This is a genomic window from Colwellia sp. C2M11 (genome assembly GCF_018860915.1).
GTDB lineage: Bacteria > Pseudomonadota > Gammaproteobacteria > Enterobacterales > Alteromonadaceae > Colwellia.
In genome coordinates, this window is sequence record NZ_JAHKQD010000054.1 from 1 (window position 1) to 19,337 (window position 19,337).

A 19,337-nucleotide genomic window follows, 5' to 3' on the forward strand; every position below is an offset into this window, starting at 1 on the left:
TCACAGCGAGGAACTTGCTTCAAGCTTAAAAAACAAACAATTGAGGAAATATAAAAAAAGACGTAAATACGTCTTTTTGGAGAAATTCTACAGCCTCAACGCCTCACTCACCGGAATTTTGGGAGCGAAGCGAGTAAAGTTTCCGAGTGCAGTGACTTGTTAGTGTTTTAAACATCAGCTCTCCATATGTGGTAGATAGATTTCCGACGATTAAATGCTTCGGCGCCACCTTCCATCACCTTCACAATTTTCTGCTGAGATATTTTGTTGTCAATTGAACCAACATGCAAATCAATTTTGCCTTCACTCAGCTCACACGCAACTAATTGATCAGAGTCGCCTAAAACAGGGAAGTTAGCATTATGGGTAGCAAATATAAATTGCTGTTTCGGCTTCATTGTTCGAACTAGCTTTACTACATCTTCGTATATTGTTTGATTATCAAGATCATCTTCAGGTTGGTCAATCAGAAGTAAATCATTGTCATTCTGACTTAATATAAAAAGCATCATAGCCGAGGCTCGCTGACCAAGAGAATGGGATCGAAGTGGTTTTCCTCTATATTTAACATCATACTTATTGGGAATCTGACAAGTCAGAAGGTCTTTTATTGAAGCCAAAAATTGTGTTTTAAAATCCTCACTTTTACTTTTTGCTTCCAACTTAGCAGCATCAATATTTTTATAAACTTCCGTAAAGTCTGAATAGTTGTTAGAAATAGTTAAATAGGTCTCTTTTCGTATATTATGCCCTCTTAAATACTCCTCCAGTTTCGCAGAAAAGGCAGTCTTGTCACCTTTAAAAATTGAATTTATTACTAGAGATTGCTGAGCACTATTTATCTTCCCAAGCGCTTTTTCTATGATTTTGAATTCATCGTGCCAAGCTGCACCTAACTCACTAAGTGAGGTCAACAAACGAACTTTCTTTTCATTTAAGGTCCCTGTTCTTTTTTCCAGATCAGCAATACTGATATCCAATTCAGCCTTCTTATTTGAAAGCTCTAAGTATTCATCCGGCTTAACTGTATAGACACCTTGTTCTTCAAGCTCTTTGACTAAACCTCTCTCAATTTCAGCAAAGCTTTCTTTTAAACTACTTTTTTCATTTTCGATTAGATTTTTAGCTTTAGATATTTCACTAATAGCTTTCTCGATTTTATCGAAGCAAGGTGCTGATGCATTCACAAGGCCTTCTAGTTCTTTGACTTTTTCGATGAGACTATTTATTTTTGCTTGATTGGTTGTTGATTCTTTCTTCTCAATCCCCTTTAGAGTGCTCAAAAGGTTATCTCTAGCTTCAAACAAAGATTCTTTCCCTTCCGTAACCGCTTTCTCCACTTCGCCGAAGTATTGAGTGTCACTATCATAGTCAACTTGTTTAGTTAGTTTCTCTTTAACGCCATGACTGTCTAATTTTTTGATCTGAAACTTTATAGTTGTTAAGTCTTCCTTATCCTTGGCCAGCTGTTCTGCATCCTCCTCTACAGTCGATAAATCTTCAATACAATTTCGAACCTCCATCTGTTTCAGGTTAATATTTTTTCTAACGTCAACCAATTCTTCCCTTACAATCTTCTCTACTAAATCATGGCCAAACCCATCGCCAGCTGAAGCTAAATCTTTTTGCCCAAAATAGAGTGGATTATTAACAATTGCACCTAGTATTTTCACATCAGGAACATGCTTACCATTCTGATGAACATCTGGCGAACTATTTAAAATTCTTGAGATTTCATAAACATCACCATGTTTGTCAACAGCTTCTATTGTTATTTTTCCTCCGCTTTTTAATATATGAGGTAGAAGCGATTCTTTATATTTTTTATCTTGAGGAGTATCCCCCATCGGGATATCTAGACCATAACGTAAACTTTCTAGAATTGAAGATTTACCACTACCGCGAATACCAATAAAACAATTCAAGCCAGAAGATAATGGGATTTTAACACCATCCAACAGACCACCATCATAGCGAACACTTTTTATATAAGAATGCCTAATACCCTTTATATCTGAAGAAACTCTAAATTTATGATCTGAAAGTGCATACTGGACAGCGTCAAAAGAAAAATCACCAATATTTATAAAGCATTTTTCGCCTCTTCCTATTTCCGAAATTTGCTTAGGGTCAGAACCCTCTACTTCAGAAGGGTAGGACTCCTTCCACCATGAGGATACTTTTGACCTACTCACCTTTTCTGGATTATCAATAGTTCTAACTTTCTGAAACCCTTTGCAATATTTCTTAACTAAGGGTTCTTTAGCCATTTCTTCCATTCTTCCACCAGCAACCTCTTTCCAAAGGCCGCTCGGTGCTTCTACATGCGCAAATACTATGAAAAAGTTTTTATTATATGAATCTAATTTTTTTAAAGTTTCTATCAGATCATCGTTAGATCTAGCGTTCTCTTGCTCATACTGCGAAGGAGTTCTTCCTGAAAAAGTCACATTTAGAAAGTTATTAATATAATCTTGGCCATTTGAAATCCATTCATCCGAGAAAACAACAAGTACATGAATTCCATTCGCGCCATCATTTACAGAAAGCTCTACTCCTGGCAATAGACCTATTCCTAATTTTTTGGCTTTCTTTCTTAATGCTTTAAATTCTTCTAATACAAATTTATTGTGATTAGTAATTACACCAATCTTAATTCCCTCCATTTTTAATTTGGTGACATAATCAGTAGTAAAAGAGTTTTCCTCTCCAGTATACTTAAACTCTTTATCTGCATTGGTATGGAGGTGAAAATCAGCCCTTACCCAAGTATTTCCATTATCAAAGGGATTCTTTTTAACATCTTCCATAATAATTCCTGATATATACCTATATTTGCGACTGTAACGAAAATTGAACACTAACGCCCAAATAACGGGCTAAAAATAGCTGGTAAAATAGCGACGCAGGAGCAAAACCAGCTGTTTTTAGTCCTGTTGATTTGCTTGTTAGTTGCTAGTACTCTGAGCCAGAAATAGGTAACAAAAATAAATTATAACAAATAGATAGGATATAGAAATTATACTATTTAGACCCCATAAACAATGCCAGAACTTACCTGAAAAGTAATTATTAACCCGAATTTTTGTATTTAGTAGCACTATCGATGATGGAATTAATGCTAAAGCGGAGAAGCACAAGATAGGAAACACAATAAACATAAGACCAATTCCTGATCCACCAGCCGCTGATGCGGAAGTATCGGATTCGATTGGAGCCAAGAAAACATAAGTTAATAATATTCCTGCTACTGCCGATATGAATCCTAAAATTTGAAGAGTACGCATAAATCCCTTTAGCAACTAACAGTATATTATCCATAATTCACGATAGTAACGAATTATGGGGTTAAAAATTAACACAAACAATAATGATTAAATCATTAACTGTCAAAGTTTTATAACTAAATAAGCCATGTAATTTTAAACGTTAGGTTTGTAGAAACTAAGCACTGCGTCATACTCAACTATCTTGTGCTGAGTATGACGCAAGTATTAAAAAATAAACGTCACAAATCAATTAATTATAAATTTATCTATGTAGAAAGTGAGCATATTAATGCTCACTTTCTACACAAAAAATTGCGTTTTTGGGGAAAAACCATTATAACTGTATGTACATACAGTTGATTGAGGTGTTTTTTATGATCATCAAATCTCCTTTTTTACAATCTCTTCGAGATGTAATTCGCGTTAAACGCTATAGCTTACAAACAGAAAAGAGTTACTTATATTGGGTTAAATTTTTCATTATGTTTAATGATAAACGTCACCCAAAAGAGTTGGGCGCAGCAGAAATAAATCACTTTTTAACTCATTTAGCGGTCAATCACGGTGTTAGTGCAGCCACACAAAATCAAGCTTTATGCGCGTTAGTTTTCATGTATAAGCACATGTTAGATCAACAATTTGATGGTTTAATTTTTTCATACGCTAAACGTCCTAAAAATATTCCAACGGTGCTTTCTTCAAATGAAGTAGCTGCTATTATTGCTAACTTAAAAATGCCCTATCAATTAATTGTTTCTATTTTGTATGGTTCGGGTTTACGGTTGAATGAAGTATTGAGGTTACGAATAAAAGATATCGACTTTTCAAATCAAACTATATTTATTTTTAGGGGAAAAGGTCAAAAAGATAGGTTAACAATATTACCTAAAGCGCTTAATGAAATAATTACAAATCAAATAAATCATGTTGAAGTTATACACAAACAAGATTTACTTGATGGATTTGGTTTAACATCGGTGCCAGCTTCACTACATAGAAAATATAAAGCAGCAATGAAAGATTATGCATGGCAATATATTTTCCCTTCCTCCACTCGTTGTGAACATCCTATCGATGGATATATTTGTCGCCACCATATTCATCCATCAACGTTAACTCGACATTTACGACAAGCCGTTATAAAAGCAAAGATTCCTAAGAAAGTATCAGCACACACGTTTCGTCATAGCTTTGCAACGGCTTTATTACTTAATGGAGCGGACATCAGAACAGTGCAAACACTACTTGGGCATTCTGACTTAAGAACAACTGAGATTTACACGCACGTCATTGGTGAAAGGCATGCCGGAACGGTTAGTCCATTTGACAACATTCGTCATAAAATTTAAGTGTAAGTAATCACAACTAAATCAACGGGGTCGGTGACATTGATTTTAAAACTACAAAATCAATCCCAAAACCTAACCTTTTTCCAGTGGAAACCCAGATTTTTCACTACTTTTACGAGGTCACATCAGGCTTATAGCTTACAATTTAAGCCTGCTTTGATCCCTCATAAAAATACTCCACAGAAATTATAAAAGACAGTCACCCAAATTTGAACAACACTGACATTTCAACTCATGCTTTATAAGCAAGTGGCCTCGTTAAATTGTCACTCTTATATTTCACAGTACTCGGACTGAATTAACCCAAAGCATTTGAGGTCATGAAACTGGTTTTTCCAGTAACCACTTTGACGCCTAATACCTTCCTCTTTGAACCCAACTTTTATAAGGAGTGATTCAGATGCTAAGTTTCCTGGAACAGTATCGCCTTATATACGATTAAGTTTCCCGCAAGATAAGTCACCTGAAAATGCTGCTTGAACTATTCGATGAACTGCTTCAGTGGTAAAACCCTTATTCCAATATTTAGGCAGTAAATCATATCCAAGAACCGCGTTTTTCATTTTAAGGCTCCAACTATTAAAGCCGCAAGTGCCGATAAGTTGATTTGTTTCTTTAAGGCGAATAGCCCAACGAATGCCTGAGTTTTCTTTAAAACGAGCGTTAAAAAACTCAATCAAGTGGCTTGCTTGTGACAATTCAGTAAATGCCTTTAAATCATAATATTCGACAACGGCATTGTCCGAGAACAACTCAAACAAACTATTTGAATCTTCTTTTGATAATTGATCTAACCTTAAGCGATTTGTCTCTAAAGTTGGGAATGACAACCTAAATCCTCTGTAAAATATAACTGCTTATTATGTATATAATGTCCGTTTCATAATTCTTATTTAGTTTTTATTTAGCTCGAATTAATATCTCATAACTTCAACGGATTAGAAACAATAAAAAGCCAGAAGCAAACGCTTCTGGCTTTTTATTATGACCGTCACTGTATTAGTAACAAAATTAATCAGTGATTAATGGGGCAAACCCTTTTACTAAATCGTCAATCGCTTTCATTTGCGCTAAGTAAGGTTCAAGTTTATCAAGTGGTAATGCACAAGGACCATCACATTTAGCAGCTGATGGATCTGGATGCGCTTCTATAAACAAACCTGCAATACCAATTGCCATACCGCTACGTGTTAATTGAGCCGCTTGTGCACGACGTCCGTCAGCACTATCACTTCTACCACCTGGTTTTTGTAATGAATGCGTTGCATCAAAAATAACAGGGGCATAGCTTCGCATTTCATCCATTGCTAACATATCAACAACAAGGTTGTTATAGCCGTAACAACTACCGCGCTCGCAAAGTAAAATATTTTCGTTACCAGCTTCGCCAAACTTAGTAATAATATGCTTCATTTCATGAGCAGCTAGAAATTGTGGTTTCTTCACATTAATTACAGCACCCGTTTTAGCCATAGCAACAACCAAATCTGTTTGTCGGGCAAGAAAAGCTGGTAGTTGAATAACATCAACAACTTCACTTACCGGTTGTGCTTGGTAAGGCTCATGAACATCAGTGATAATTGGCACATTAAACGTTGATTTAATTTCTTCAAATATTTTCAAACCTTCCTCTAAACCTGGCCCTCTATAAGAGTTAACTGAAGAACGGTTAGCTTTATCAAATGAGGCTTTAAATACATATGGAATATTTAATTTCTGCGTTACTTCAACATAATGCTCCGCAATTTTCATGGCTAAGTCACGAGATTCAAGTACGTTCATACCACCAAATAGTACAAATGGTTTATCATTGGCTACATCAATACCACTTACTTTAACTGACTTTATTGTCATTATACTTCCTAATAAAGAATCTAATAAAAAATCGATTTAAAAATGTTATCTATAAAATAAAAATACAAAATAAAATTTTACACGTTAACTGCCAATAATACGTAGCAATTGTCCACACATCCACGCCATATAGGTACCTAAAACATAACCTAATACCGCTAATAACACCCCAACAGGTGCTAATGAAGGATGAAATGCCGAAGCAATAACAGGAGCAGAAGCAGCTCCACCAACATTCGCTTGGCTACCTACGGCTAAATAGAATATAGGCGCTTTGATCATTCGACCAACAATTAACAATAAAATGACATGTATTGCCATCCAGATTAGGCCGATAACAACATATTTTGGTGCTTCAACCACTTGTGTAACATCCATATGTAAACCAATAGTCGCAACTAGTATATAAAGAAAGCTACTACCTATTTTTGATGCGCCAGCCGCTTCAAGTTGTCTGGCTTTAGTAAAAGATAATGTTAAGCCAATGGCCGTTACTAAAACAATAACCCAGAACAATTTACTGTGTAAGCTGAATTTTTCTAATTCTGGGTAATTCGTTGTGAAAAAAGGTACTAATATGTCTGCAGCAAAATGAGCGACACCGGTAGCACCAAAGCCAATAGCAATAATAAGCATCAGATCTTTTAACTCAAATCGTCTGGCATTATTGCGTTCAAAATGTTCAACTTTATCAATGAGTCTATCAATGCCCGAGGTATCAGCACCACTTTTCGCATCAATACGCTTATGGTTAGCAGCAAAATAAAGCAAACAAGCCGTCCATAGATTAGCAACAACAATATCAACGGTTACCATGATGGTAAATATTTTACCGTCAGCACCATAAATTTCTTTCATAGCAAGCATATTTGCACCGCCACCAATCCAACTACCAGCTAATGAAGCCATACCACGCCATACTGCATCAGGGCCAGTTACACCTATTAATTCAGGCCAAACGGCAGACACTGCTAATAAGGCTATCGGTCCACCAATAACAATACCAACAGTACCTGTAAGAAACATAATAATTGCTTTATTACCGAGCGCTGCAATCGCTTTAATATCAATACTTAGTGTTAATAAAACTAAGCAAGCAGGTAATAAATAATATTTTGCAATATCATCAACGCTACTGACTTGGGCACTAACAATACCAAAAGTATTCAATAATGAAGGAAGTAAATAACAAAGCAATAATGCGGGTACATATTGATAAAACTTCTTCCAAACAGGATGTTGACTATTGGAAGTATAAAAAATAAAACCTAAAATCAGCGAAAGTAAACCTAATACAACGGCATCATTTGTTATTAGTGGCATAGCCAAAGAGGTAGACATTTATTTTCCTATTTTTTTAACTGTATAAATAGCTATTTATAAATAAAAGGGATTAATGAAAAGTAGTTTCACTTAATGTAATGTTATCAAGTTGCGCTTTTAATAATTGTGCCGCGGGATCTTTTGGACACTTCTCAACAAAATAACGATAATCATCAACCGCTACTTTAAAGCAATCTAACTGGTGAAGCAAAAAGCCACGATCACGGCGTTGAAGTGGATCGTCAGGATTTAATGACAGTAATAAATCAACACATGATAATGCTTGTTCAAAAGCCTTATCACGAATTAAAGCATTCTTTAATGCACTTAAATGCTCTGCCAAAATGGCTTCTCTATTCATGCTAGAAAATTCATGTTGACTAGGGTCCCCCTCAAGCTCTTCAAGACGTAAATCAAGTTCGTGCCAATCTAAAGATTCTCCTGTAACAGGATCAAAAATAATAGCATATTGCTCATCACAACAAAGACGAACCATAACTTTATTTGGTACAAAAACTATATCAGCACTAAAATCGCAAGCATTGATAATTTCGCAAAGAAGAACTGCTTTAACAATAGGCGACATTGAACGTTGATTTAAACTAGCTGCCACTTTAAAAGCGCTTATCGGCCAATGTTTTTTATGATTATCAATAAATAGGTGTTGATAGAAAAGTTCATTCATTAACACTTCACTTTTATCTAAAGGCGATACAATTTCGGCAATAACAGCTTGGCATTGTTCAATAATAGTTTCTAAAGTATCAAGTGACGGATCAAAACTACTTATAAACTGTTCAGCTGAGTTAACCTTAAAAATATAATCTTCAAGTAACACCAGTGTTTCTAATAAATCTTTTTCTTGAGATTGAATTTCGGAAAGCAACAATGTATTCATAATGTTTAATTAGTAGTGTTATTAGTATTATTATAAGAAAAAAATTGCTTCGCGTGTCATGGCTAGTTTCATTATTAACATAAACCATCCAACAGCACCAAAGTAACCTAAAATTCGCATAAATTTATTTCTAGCAAGCTTCAGCGCATAATAACCCGTGAATATATAGGCAACTATTGCTAATAATTTTTCTCCTAACCATAACTGCTCAAACGGGTTAATTGAATATTGAACAGCCATAATTACGCCAAGCGTTAGCAATAATGTATCAATAATATGGGGGGTGATTTTTACCCACTTAGCTTGCAATTTAGGTGAATTAGCTAGTAACCATATAAAGCGTAAAGTTAAAAAACTTATACTCACTACTGCTAAGGTCATATGTATATGTTTAAACATAATTAACTCCTGTTATTATTTTATTTATTTAAAAAAGTAGCCCATGTAATACGATCATGGCCATTTAAATCCTGTTCTGTTTTCGGATTATCAAAGCCTAATCCAGTTAATATATTTCTAACGTCCTCTCCTTGAGCAAAACCATGTTCAAAAAATAATTGTCCTTTCACCGTTAAAAAGCTACGTGCTAGTGTCGCAATATGCTTTATATCAGCCAAACCATTCTCCTTAGCAATAAGTGCAGAGTCCGGTTCAAAGCGAACATCACCTTGTGTTAAATTATGATCATCGCCATCAATATAAGGTGGATTTGAAACAATTAAATCAAATTTTTTATTTGCCTCTACATTAGAGAACCAATCACTTTGAAAGAAAGTGACCTGTGGTAATTGACAGTTCTTTGCATTAAGTTGTGCTAGCGTTACCGCTTCCATATTAAAATCAAGGCCACTGACATTCCATGTTGGGTTTTCACTTGCTAAAGCTAATGCAATAGCCCCAGTGCCTGTACCTAGATCAAGGCAACGAATGTTTTCTTTATTCTGAAATTGCTCAAGCACTGATTCAACCAAGGTTTCAGTATCGGGTCGAGGAATAAGTGTTGCTTTAGATACAGATAAAGGTAATGACCAAAACTCTTTCATACCTGTAATGTACGCTATTGGCTCGCCTTGAATACGACGAACGAGTATCTGTAGAAATGAATGTAATTGCTCATCACTTAGTAATTTATCAGGCCAAGTAAGTAAATAACTACGGTCTTTATTAAGGACAAAAGATAATAAAATTTCGACATCAAGCTTGGCACTATCAGAAGTTTCTTCTAACAGTGCATAGCCTTGCTTAATTAAATTAGCAATCGTGTTATCACCAATTAATCGTACTTGGTAGGACGCCGATGATAATAAATTAGCCACAGATTAATGTTGCTCAGCAAGCTCAGCCAATAAATCAGCTTGATTTTCTTGCATAATAGGCTCCATAATCAACTGTAGACTACCTTCCATAATTTCATTTAAACGGTATAGAGTTAAATTAATACGGTGATCACTCATGCGGCCTTGAGGAAAGTTATACGTTCTAATACGCTCAGAACGGTCACCACTTGCTACTAAGTTACGACGAGAAGACTCTTCTTCACTACGACGCTTCTCATCTTCAGCTTGTTGTAACCTTGCTTGTAATACAGACATAGCTTGAGCACGGTTTTTATGTTGCGAGCGCTGATCTTGACATTCAACCACAACACCAGAAGGAATATGCGTAATACGAATTGCTGAATCAGTTTTGTTAACATGCTGACCACCCGCTCCTGACGCTCTAAAAGTATCAACTTTTAAATCAGCTTTATTAATTTCTATGGCTTGCGACTCAGGAATTTCCGGCATAACAACTACGGTACATGCTGACGTGTGGACTCGACCTTGAGATTCAGTTTCAGGAACACGTTGAACACGGTGACCACCGGATTCAAATTTCATGTGTCCATAAACACCTTCACCATTAATTTTCATAATTAATTCTTTATAACCGCCCTGCTCACTTTCGTTGGTATTCATTACTTCAATTTTCCAACCTTGCTTTTCAGCATAACGACTGTACATACGAAATAAATCACCCGCAAAAATAGCCGCTTCATCACCACCGGCACCAGCGCGAATCTCAACAAAACAGTTATTATCATCATTAGGATCACGTGGTAGTAAGAGAATTTGTAATTCTTCAGCTAGATCGGTAACAGCCTTTTTAGCTTCTTTAAATTCTTCTTGCGCCATTTCACGCATATCAGGATCATCATCTTTAAGCATTAATTCTGCAGTGGCAAAATCATCTTCTGCAGTTTGGTATTGATGAAATACGGAGGTTACTTCATCCAAACGTTTGAATTCTTGTGATAAAGCACGAAATTTTTCTTGATCACTAATAGTTTCAGGATCGGATAATAAGGCTTGAACTTCTTCAAAGCGCTCAGCTAAAGCTTCAAGTTTTTGATAAACGGACGATTTCATTAAAATAATCTTTCTTATAAAAGGGGGTTTACACTAGGTTTTAAACTAAGGAAAACTAAACTGAGGTTATTCTAGCACAGACATTATTTTTCTACAGCAGCTAGTTTATTGTCAGAGAGGATTAGTTTTACTATCAGATGTACCTTACAACTTATGACGTTGAAACCTACTCTGAATTGTCGATATTAAATATGTCGCGAAGATAAATTAACTTATCTAATTCACCGCCTTGTGCAGCCGATTGTAGGGCACTCGTCGGCGCATGCATAAATTTATTCGTTAATTTAGTCGCTAATTCACCGATAACGGCTTCTGAATTTTTACCACTTTTTAATTGTATCAATGCTTTTTCAAGTAGTTGATCACGCTCACGTAAACACTGTTGTCTAAAATTAATCACGGTATCTTGAGTATTTAACCCTCGAAGCCACGACATAAAGACATCAGATTGATTATCAACAATACTTTCTGCTTCCACGGCAGCTTTACGACGATTCTCTAAATTTTGCGCAATAATGCTTTGCAAGTCATCAACGGTATATAAAAACACATCATCTAAATCACCTACTTGCTCTTCTATGTCTCGAGGTACCGCTAAATCAACCATAAAAATAGGTTGATGACGCCTTTTCGCAATGGCTTGTTCAACCATACCTTTACCAATAATTGGCAAAGTAGAGCCTGTTGAGCTAATAACAATATCTGCTCGACACATGTGTTCAGGAATTTGTGCTAGCGTAATAACTTCAGCACCAATTTTCTTCGCCATTACTTCAGCGCGTTCAATAGTACGATTAGCAACCGTAATTTTTCCTACGTTATTTTCATATAAATGTTTAGCAACTAACTCTATTGTTTCACCTGCACCAACAAGTAAAACTTTGGTTTTACTTAAGCTGGCAAAAATATGTTTAGCTAAATTAACACTGGCAAAGGCAACAGAAACAGCACTTGCACCAATCTCTGTATCTGTACGGACTTGTTTCGCCACACCAAAAGTACGTTGAAATAGTCTGTCCATTACTAAGGCCATAGAGCCGGCAGCCTTAGCTTGGCTATAGGCTTGTTTCATTTGCCCTAGAATTTGAGGCTCACCTAATACTAAAGAATCTAAGCCACATGCGACTCGCATCATATGATTAACAGCATGTTTATCCTGATGCCAATAGAGACTAGGTAAAATAATAGAAGCAGGAACATTGTGATAACTTTCTAGCCATTCAACTAAGCGTGCTTGAGTTACTTTAAAATCTCCCTCTTGCACAATATATAGCTCAGTTCGATTGCAAGTCGATAAAATAGCGACTTCACGGCACCCTACTGCTGATAACATTTCTTGTAAGGCAGCAGAAAGCCTATCTGGGTTGAAAGATATTTTCTCTCTTACCGCAACAGGGGCAGTTTTGTGATTAATTCCAACAGCAACTATGGACAATGTAATAAACCTATTGATATTTTACTTAGTAACGACGTAAGTATAATGCAAACGTCACTTTTAAAATATGATCTGTGATAAATATCACAATAATAATGAATATTTTACAAAATAACCGCGCTAATTAAAAGGAATTGCACAGAGTAAAAAAAGTTATCTTGTTGAATTGCATAAATTGCTGTGTTCAAATACTTATCTATTTTTAGTGGCGCTATAAAAAATGTTAAGATTATCTCCTTCATTATTCAGAATACTATTGCTTATCAGTTTCCTCGTCTCCGGCTGTGCCACTAAGCCTATTACACCATCACAAAGTCACCATGAAATAATGACAGAACAGCAAAGAACAGCCCAACTATTGAGCAAAAGTGCATGGCAATTAAACGGGAAAATAGCCTTTATTCAACAGCTACAAAACAAAAGTAAACGTGAAAGCGCCTCATTAATTTGGCAAGTAAATGAAAAGCAACACACACAAGAATTGAATTTAACGAGTTACTTAGGCATTAATGTTCTTCATCTAAAATCTAATAAAAATCAACATTTAATTAAAGTCGACGGTAAAGAGTATCGAGGTACAAATTTATCAAACTTAATATATTCTCTAACCGGCCTAACTTTACCGACACAAGCATTAAACTTTTGGTTAAAAGGCTTACCATATCAAGCAGATGACAAGCTTCAAATTAATGAAATTACACGTTTACCTGTAAGTATATCAAGTTATTACAATAACGAATTATGGCAAATAACATACGCTAACTATGAATATTTTAATAACATAAACATGGCCACTCAATTTACGATAGAAAAAGATAACTTATTAATAAAAATAGCCGTTAAAAACTGGCGTTTTATTGATTAATTATCCTATTTAACTTCCTTTAGCTTCTAAATCTAAGTCAATATCAATGAACAATAGTATTAATAAATGCTCAAATAAATTCTTGGCCTTTCCATCACCTGCAAAACTTAACTTATTTTTACATGTCGTAGGGCAACGTAGCGATGGTTATCATGAACTAGAAACATTATTTCAATTTCTGGATTATAGCGACACAATAGAAATATCAGTTACTGATGACGCAACGATTGATCTATTAACACCTATTGATGGTGTGAAAAATGAAGATAATTTAATTGTAAAAGCAGCATTGTTACTTAAAAAAGAAGTAATTAATCAAGCTGAGTCCGAACAACAGGCCATTATATTAAAGTCGTTGGGTGCAAAAATACGTATTGATAAAAAACTACCTATGGGTGGTGGTTTAGGCGGCGGCTCATCAAATGCTGCAACTATTTTAGTGGCATTAAATGACCTTTGGAATTGTAATTTATCAACCGATAAATTGGCAAAATTAGGTGTTACTTTAGGTGCTGATGTACCAATTTTTATACACGGATTTTCTGCCTTCGCTCAAGGGATTGGGGAAAAGCTAACCCCTGTAGCACCTGAAGAATGTTGGTATTTAGTCAGCAAACCCAACATCAGTATTTCAACTGTCAGTGTTTTTAGCTCACCCGACTTACCAAGAAAAACAACTAAATTAACAGCTAACAATTTTGACTCAATCTATTGTGATAAAGATTTATTTAACGATGATAAGTATCATAACGATTGTCAAATTATGGTAATTAAACATTACGATGAGGTTGCCAAGCTACTAGCTTGGTTGATAGAATACGCACCGTCTAGAATGACAGGAACAGGTGCTTGTGTTTTCTCACGTTTTTCTAGTGAGAAAGAAGCCATTGAATTACAAAAAAAACTTCCTTTAGGGATAGAATCTTTTGTTGCCCAAGGCCTTAATAAATCACCCTTTACTTCTGTTTTCGAGAGTTTAGAAAAATAACGAATCAAATAATTTGTTAGAATGAACGCTCTCAATACGCGTGAATTTTAGCTACTACGATTAATGTCAAAAGTTTCTGAGGAACTGACTGTGCCTGACATGAAGATTTTTGCGGGTAATGCCACCCCTGAACTGGCCAAGCAAATAGCAAATCGCTTATATATTACTTTAGGCGACGCCAAAATTGGTAGTTTTAGCGATGGTGAAATAAGTTTTGAAATAAATGAAAATGTTCGCGGTAGCGATGTTTTTATCATTCAATCTACCTGTGCACCTACTAATAATAACCTAATGGAATTAATTGTGATGATCGATGCATTTCGTCGTGCATCAGCTGGCAGAATTACTGCCGTTATTCCTTATTTTGGTTATGCTCGCCAAGACAGACGTGTACGTAGTGCTCGTGTGCCAATTACAGCAAAAGTAGTTGCTGATTTCTTATCAAGCGTTGGTGTTGACCGTGTATTAACGGTTGATTTACACGCAGAACAAATTCAAGGCTTCTTCGACGTACCTGTTGATAATGCTTTTGGTACCCCTATTTTATTAGAAGATATGAAAAACCGTGAGTTAGATAACCCGGTTGTTGTTTCTCCTGATATTGGTGGTGTTGTTCGTGCTCGTGCTGTTGCCAAATTACTTGATGATGCTGACCTAGCGATTATCGATAAACGTCGTCCGAAAGCTAACGTTGCACAAGTAATGCATATTATTGGTGATGTAGAAGGCCGTGATTGTATTATTGTTGATGATATGATTGATACCGGCGGTACATTAGCTAAAGCAGCAGAAGCATTAAAAGAACATGGCGCAAAACGTGTTATTGCTTATGCTACTCATCCTGTTTTATCAGGAAATGCTGCTGAAAATCTTAGAAATTCTGTTATTGATGAAGTTGTTGTAACTGATTCAATTCCATTATCAGAAGAGATTAAAAAGCTTAAAATGGTTCGTCAATTAACATTAAGCGGTATGTTAAGTGAAGCCATTCGTCGTGTATGTAACGAAGAATCGATTTCAGCGATGTTTGATCACTAAAAGTTAGTGCTCCATTGAATATAAAAAGCAGATATTATTTTTTTAATATCTGCTTTTTTATTATCAATTAACAACAGAGTTAATAATTGATAGCTTTACACTAAGGCTAGTGTTATCATGCCGCGCCTTTTTATCTAGATAATCGTCTTTATTAACGATTAAACGAGTTAAAAAGCAAACATCCTTGTTTTTGGTCGCAAAAAACAAGATTAAATTTTTTATACAATATAAGAGTATATATCATGACTGATTTATTTACTTTGGATGCAGAAGTACGTACAGACTTAGGGAAAGGTGCGAGCCGCCGCCTACGTCACGCGAATAAAGTTCCTGCTATCCTTTACGGTGAAGGCAAAGAATCTATTTCTTTGACTTTAGAACACAAAAATGTTTTACGTGCTCAATTAGAAGAAGCTTTCTATTCTCACGTATTAACATTAAATGTTGACGGCAAGCCTGTTGAATGTCTAATTAAAGATATGCAACGTCACCCGTACAAAAACATTATTATGCATTTAGATTTTATTCGTATTGATGCAAAACATGCTATCCATACGAACGCTCCGATTCACTTCCTTAATGAAGAGAACGTTGTTAAGCTTGGTGCAACTGTAGCTCATCATGTTACAGAAATTGCTATTTCTTGTTTACCAAAAGATTTACCTGAGTTTGTTGAAGTTGACCTAGCTGATTTAGAAGTTGGTCAAACACTACATTTATCTGACATTAAATTACCTAAAGGTGTAACATCAGATGAATTAGCAAAAGGCGAAGCTCACGATCAAGCTGTTGTTACTGCTAACGCTGCTAAAGCGCAAAGTAGTGATGACGAAGATGAAGCCGCTTCTGAAGATGCAGCTACTGAATAATCAATATTTATTCAGTTAGCTATTTAACATAAAGATGAATAGTTAATATGACTATTAAGTTGATTGCGGGGCTAGGTAATCCTGGCCCCGAATATACAAAAACACGTCACAATGCCGGTGTTTGGTTTGTAGAAGAACTAGCACAGCGCAACAATATTACCCTCCGCCCTGAAAAAAAATACTCCGGCATTTATGGTAAAGGATTAATTGGTGGTGAACTAGTTCACTTAATCATTCCAACTACCTTTATGAACCGAAGTGGCCAATCTGTTGCTCCTTTAGCAAATTTTTTTCGTATCCCTGTAGATAATATGCTTATTGCACATGATGAATTAGATATGTCTCCTGGTTGTATTAAAATAAAGCAAGGTGGTAGTCATGGTGGTCATAATGGCTTAAAAGATATTATTGCGCGTATGGCAAATAATAAAGATTTCTATCGTTTACGTATTGGTATCGGTCACCCTGGTCATCGAGATAAAGTTACCGGTCATGTACTCGGTAAAGCACCAAGTAGCGAGCAAATCCTTATTGATAATGCTATTGATGAAGCAAGTCGTTGCTTTGATATTTGGCAGACTGAAGGCTTACATAAAGCCCAACAACGCTTACATGCCTTTAAAGGGATGTAATCCAAACTTATTTTGACAATAATTTACTAAATACATAAATTATTGTCGTACCAATCAAATATACACCAACCAAAACAGGTAAAAATTATGGGATTTAAATGTGGTATCGTTGGCTTACCCAACGTTGGAAAATCAACTTTATTTAATGCACTGACCAAAGCAGGTATTGAAGCTGCTAACTTCCCTTTTTGTACTATTGAACCAAATACTGGTGTAGTACCCGTACCTGATCCTCGCCTTGATCAACTTAGCGCTATTGTAAAACCAGAACGCGTACTTCCAACCACTATGGAATTCGTTGATATTGCTGGTTTGGTAGCTGGTGCATCTAAAGGTGAAGGTTTAGGAAACAAATTTCTAGCAAACATCCGTGAAACTGATGCTATTGGCCATGTAGTACGTTGTTTTGAAAATGACAATATTATTCATGTTGCTAATAAAGTCAGTCCTATTGATGATATAGATGTTATTAATACTGAATTAGCATTATCAGATATGGACACAGCAGAGCGTGCTATTTTTCGTTTAGCTAAAAAAGCGAAAGGTGGAGACAAAGATGCCAAGTTTGAAATACCAGTATTAGAAAAAGTATTAAAACACGTTGAAGAAGGTAATATGCTTCGTTCTTTAGAATTATCTAAAGAGGAAAAGGCTGCAATTGAATATTTAAACTTTTTAACAATTAAGCCTACTATGTATATCGCTAATGTTAATGATGACGGTTTTGAAAATAATCCTTACCTTGAACAAGTTCAAAAGATTGCCGATGCAGAAGGCGCTATTGTAGTTGCTGTATGCGCTGAGATTGAAAGCGAATTATCTGGAATGGAAGATGAAGACCGGATTGAGTTTATGGCTGATCTGGGTTTAGAAGAACCAGGATTAAATCGTGTTATTAATGCCGGGTATTCATTATTACACTTGCAAACTTACTTTACTGCTGGTGTAAAAGAAGTTCGTGCATGGACTGTTAAACAGAATGCTACTGCCCCACAAGCTGCTGGCGTTATTCATACCGACTTTGAAAAAGGTTTTATTCGTGCAGAAGTTATCGCATTTGAGCATTTTATTGAGTTCAATGGCGAATCTGGTGCGAAAGAAGCAGGAAAGTGGCGACTTGAAGGTAAAGATTACTTAGTTAAAGATGGTGATGTGGTTCATTTCCGTTTTAACGTGTAAATAAAGTAAGTACAATTTTTGCGGCTTATCCGTTATATATACATTTTTCTGTGTAGTTAACGATCAAATTGCGCATCCATTAGCCAAACAAACAAAAAACTGTGTTTTTTTAAAAAAAACGGTTGACGGATGCCAATCAGATTAGCATAATACGCGCCACTTGCTGAGAGGCAAGATGGAATGGCTACATAGCTCAGTTGGTTAGAGCACATCACTCATAATGATGGGGTCCCAGGTTCGAGTCCCGGTGTAGCCACCATTTCACTTTACTTCGGTTTTGTGAAGTATAGAAAATATTGTGCGGGTTTGGCGGAATTGGTAGACGCGCTGGATTTAGGTTCCAGTATCGCAAGATGTGAGAGTTCAAGTCTCTTGACCCGTACCATTTTTTATACAAGTAAATACATTGCAGGGATATAGCCAAGCGGTAAGGCAGCGGGTTTTGATCCCGTCATTCAGAGGTTCAAATCCTCTTATCCCTGCCATTTACTTAAAAGTGTAAAGAGTTAATTGTAAAAACGATTTTGCTCCGCATCGATGTCAGAGGTTCAAATCCTCTTATCTTTGTAATTTACTAAAATCTATTAAGTAAATAAAATGTAATTACTCCCCTGTAGGGATATAGCCAAGCGGTAAGGCAGCGGGTTTTGATCCCGTCATTCAGAGGTTCAAATCCTCTTATCCCTGCCATTTTCTTCAAGAGTTTAAGCCTCTAAAAAAGCTTACATGTGACGCGGGTTTGGCGGAATTGGTAGACGCGCTGGATTTAGGTTCCAGTATCGCAAGATGTGAGAGTTCAAGTCTCTTGACCCGTACCATTTGAAATTTTACTTATACACCTTTCTATTATTAAATTCTTATAAACTTATATTTTTATGAAATAGCTAGACGCGCTACTCTTGTTAGAAAAGTAGGCTCCAGTATTCCAAGATGTGAGAGTTCAAGTCTCTTGACCCGTACCATTTGAAATTCTATTTATATACCCTTCTATAATTATATCCTTATAAACTTATATTTTTACGAAATAGCTAGACGCGCTACTCTTGTTAGAAAAGTAGGCTCCAGTATTCCAAGATGTGAGAGTTCAAGTCTCTTGACCCGTACCATTTGAAATTCTATTTATATACTCTTCTATAATTATATCCTTATAAACTTATATTTTTACGAAATAGCTAGACGCGCTACTCTTGTTAGAAAAGTAGGCTCCAGTATTCCAAGATGTGAGAGTTC

General features: G+C 35.9%; 15 protein-coding genes, 5 tRNA genes and 1 pseudogene. 12 read left to right on the forward strand and 9 right to left on the reverse strand.

Features of this window, described 5'->3' with window-relative positions; genetic code table 11:
• Nucleotides 1–167 precede the first annotated feature (167 nt).
• Nucleotides 168–2,810, reverse strand: a complete 2,643-nt coding sequence (locus KO509_RS17025; RefSeq protein WP_215974468.1) for a TrlF family AAA-like ATPase — start codon at nt 2,808–2,810, stop codon at nt 168–170.
• Nucleotides 2,811–3,643: 833 nt separating this feature from the next.
• Between KO509_RS17025 and KO509_RS17030 the strand changes: the two genes are divergently transcribed.
• Nucleotides 3,644–4,618, forward strand: a complete 975-nt coding sequence (locus tag KO509_RS17030; protein ID WP_252727690.1) for an integron integrase — start codon at nt 3,644–3,646, stop codon at nt 4,616–4,618.
• A gap of 272 nt (nt 4,619–4,890) precedes the next feature.
• On the opposite strand, the pseudogene KO509_RS17035 reads toward KO509_RS17030, so the two are convergent.
• The 8 genes and pseudogenes from KO509_RS17035 to hemA all read right to left on the reverse strand — a co-directional run bounded on the left by KO509_RS17035 (nt 4,891) and on the right by hemA (nt 12,536).
• Nucleotides 4,891–5,448, reverse strand: a pseudogene (locus tag KO509_RS17035) (GNAT family protein).
• 181 nt (nt 5,449–5,629) lie between these two features.
• The gene (gene kdsA / locus KO509_RS17040) at nt 5,630–6,472 is read right to left on the reverse strand and encodes a 3-deoxy-8-phosphooctulonate synthase (protein ID WP_215974469.1); all 843 of its coding nucleotides are present in this window, start codon (nt 6,470–6,472) and stop codon (nt 5,630–5,632) included.
• Nucleotides 6,473–6,556: 84 nt separating this feature from the next.
• Nucleotides 6,557–7,813, reverse strand: a complete 1,257-nt coding sequence (locus tag KO509_RS17045) for a DUF819 family protein (protein ID WP_215974470.1) — start codon at nt 7,811–7,813, stop codon at nt 6,557–6,559.
• Between the two features lie 52 nt (nt 7,814–7,865).
• The gene (locus tag KO509_RS17050) at nt 7,866–8,693 is read right to left on the reverse strand and encodes a tetratricopeptide repeat protein (RefSeq protein WP_215974471.1); all 828 of its coding nucleotides are present in this window, start codon (nt 8,691–8,693) and stop codon (nt 7,866–7,868) included.
• A gap of 30 nt (nt 8,694–8,723) precedes the next feature.
• On the reverse strand, nt 8,724–9,092 hold the full coding sequence (locus tag KO509_RS17055; RefSeq protein ID WP_215974472.1) for a SirB2 family protein: 369 nt from the start codon (nt 9,090–9,092) through the stop codon (nt 8,724–8,726).
• Between the two features lie 20 nt (nt 9,093–9,112).
• The gene (gene prmC / locus KO509_RS17060) at nt 9,113–9,952 is read right to left on the reverse strand and encodes a peptide chain release factor N(5)-glutamine methyltransferase (protein ID WP_215974481.1); all 840 of its coding nucleotides are present in this window, start codon (nt 9,950–9,952) and stop codon (nt 9,113–9,115) included.
• A 60-nt stretch (nt 9,953–10,012) separates the two neighbouring features.
• A complete protein-coding gene (prfA, locus tag KO509_RS17065) occupies nt 10,013–11,101 on the reverse strand; it encodes a peptide chain release factor 1 (RefSeq protein ID WP_215974473.1) in 1,089 nt (362 codons plus the stop codon).
• Between the two features lie 166 nt (nt 11,102–11,267).
• Nucleotides 11,268–12,536, reverse strand: a complete 1,269-nt coding sequence (gene hemA / locus KO509_RS17070; protein ID WP_215974474.1) for a glutamyl-tRNA reductase — start codon at nt 12,534–12,536, stop codon at nt 11,268–11,270.
• Nucleotides 12,537–12,756: 220 nt separating this feature from the next.
• Between hemA and lolB the strand changes: the two genes are divergently transcribed.
• From lolB to KO509_RS17125, 11 genes are all read left to right on the forward strand, one after another.
• Nucleotides 12,757–13,401 (forward strand): lipoprotein insertase outer membrane protein LolB, encoded by a 645-nt coding sequence (gene lolB, locus KO509_RS17075; RefSeq protein WP_215974475.1) that lies wholly within the window; start codon nt 12,757–12,759, stop codon nt 13,399–13,401.
• Nucleotides 13,402–13,447: 46 nt separating this feature from the next.
• Nucleotides 13,448–14,389, forward strand: coding sequence for a 4-(cytidine 5'-diphospho)-2-C-methyl-D-erythritol kinase (gene ispE / locus KO509_RS17080; protein ID WP_215974476.1), 942 nt, complete (start codon nt 13,448–13,450; stop codon nt 14,387–14,389).
• Nucleotides 14,390–14,479: 90 nt separating this feature from the next.
• Nucleotides 14,480–15,427 carry a ribose-phosphate pyrophosphokinase gene (locus tag KO509_RS17085; RefSeq protein WP_215974477.1) on the forward strand — a complete coding sequence of 316 codons (948 nt, stop codon included), beginning with the start codon at nt 14,480–14,482 and terminating at the stop codon, nt 15,425–15,427.
• Nucleotides 15,428–15,666: 239 nt separating this feature from the next.
• The gene (locus KO509_RS17090) at nt 15,667–16,296 is read left to right on the forward strand and encodes a 50S ribosomal protein L25/general stress protein Ctc (RefSeq protein ID WP_215974482.1); all 630 of its coding nucleotides are present in this window, start codon (nt 15,667–15,669) and stop codon (nt 16,294–16,296) included.
• A gap of 47 nt (nt 16,297–16,343) precedes the next feature.
• A complete protein-coding gene (gene pth / locus KO509_RS17095) occupies nt 16,344–16,928 on the forward strand; it encodes an aminoacyl-tRNA hydrolase (protein ID WP_215974478.1) in 585 nt (194 codons plus the stop codon).
• A gap of 87 nt (nt 16,929–17,015) precedes the next feature.
• The gene (gene ychF / locus KO509_RS17100; RefSeq protein WP_215974479.1) at nt 17,016–18,107 is read left to right on the forward strand and encodes a redox-regulated ATPase YchF; all 1,092 of its coding nucleotides are present in this window, start codon (nt 17,016–17,018) and stop codon (nt 18,105–18,107) included.
• A gap of 182 nt (nt 18,108–18,289) precedes the next feature.
• A tRNA-Met gene (locus KO509_RS17105) sits at nt 18,290–18,366 on the forward strand.
• Between the two features lie 41 nt (nt 18,367–18,407).
• Nucleotides 18,408–18,492, forward strand: a tRNA-Leu gene (locus KO509_RS17110).
• A gap of 25 nt (nt 18,493–18,517) precedes the next feature.
• Nucleotides 18,518–18,592 (forward strand) — tRNA-Gln (locus KO509_RS17115).
• A gap of 130 nt (nt 18,593–18,722) precedes the next feature.
• Nucleotides 18,723–18,797: transfer RNA gene (locus tag KO509_RS17120), tRNA-Gln, on the forward strand.
• Between the two features lie 43 nt (nt 18,798–18,840).
• A tRNA-Leu gene (locus tag KO509_RS17125) sits at nt 18,841–18,925 on the forward strand.
• The last annotated feature ends 412 nt before the right edge of the window (nt 18,926–19,337 follow it).

Excerpts from the sequence above, each read along its gene's own strand:
- KO509_RS17025 (WP_215974468.1), bottom strand. The coding sequence starts at position 2,810 with ATGGAAGATGTTAAAAAGAATCCCTTTGATAATGGAAATACTTGGGTA.
- KO509_RS17030 (WP_252727690.1), top strand. The coding sequence starts at position 3,644 with ATGATCATCAAATCTCCTTTTTTACAATCTCTTCGAGATGTAATTCGC.
- kdsA (WP_215974469.1), bottom strand. The coding sequence starts at position 6,472 with ATGACAATAAAGTCAGTTAAAGTAAGTGGTATTGATGTAGCCAATGAT.
- KO509_RS17045 (WP_215974470.1), bottom strand. The coding sequence starts at position 7,813 with ATGTCTACCTCTTTGGCTATGCCACTAATAACAAATGATGCCGTTGTA.
- KO509_RS17050 (WP_215974471.1), bottom strand. The coding sequence starts at position 8,693 with ATGAATACATTGTTGCTTTCCGAAATTCAATCTCAAGAAAAAGATTTA.
- KO509_RS17055 (WP_215974472.1), bottom strand. The coding sequence starts at position 9,092 with ATGTTTAAACATATACATATGACCTTAGCAGTAGTGAGTATAAGTTTT.
- prfA (WP_215974473.1), bottom strand. The coding sequence starts at position 11,101 with ATGAAATCGTCCGTTTATCAAAAACTTGAAGCTTTAGCTGAGCGCTTT.
- lolB (WP_215974475.1), top strand. The coding sequence starts at position 12,757 with ATGTTAAGATTATCTCCTTCATTATTCAGAATACTATTGCTTATCAGT.
- ispE (WP_215974476.1), top strand. The coding sequence starts at position 13,448 with ATGAACAATAGTATTAATAAATGCTCAAATAAATTCTTGGCCTTTCCA.
- pth (WP_215974478.1), top strand. The coding sequence starts at position 16,344 with ATGACTATTAAGTTGATTGCGGGGCTAGGTAATCCTGGCCCCGAATAT.
- ychF (WP_215974479.1), top strand. The coding sequence starts at position 17,016 with ATGGGATTTAAATGTGGTATCGTTGGCTTACCCAACGTTGGAAAATCA.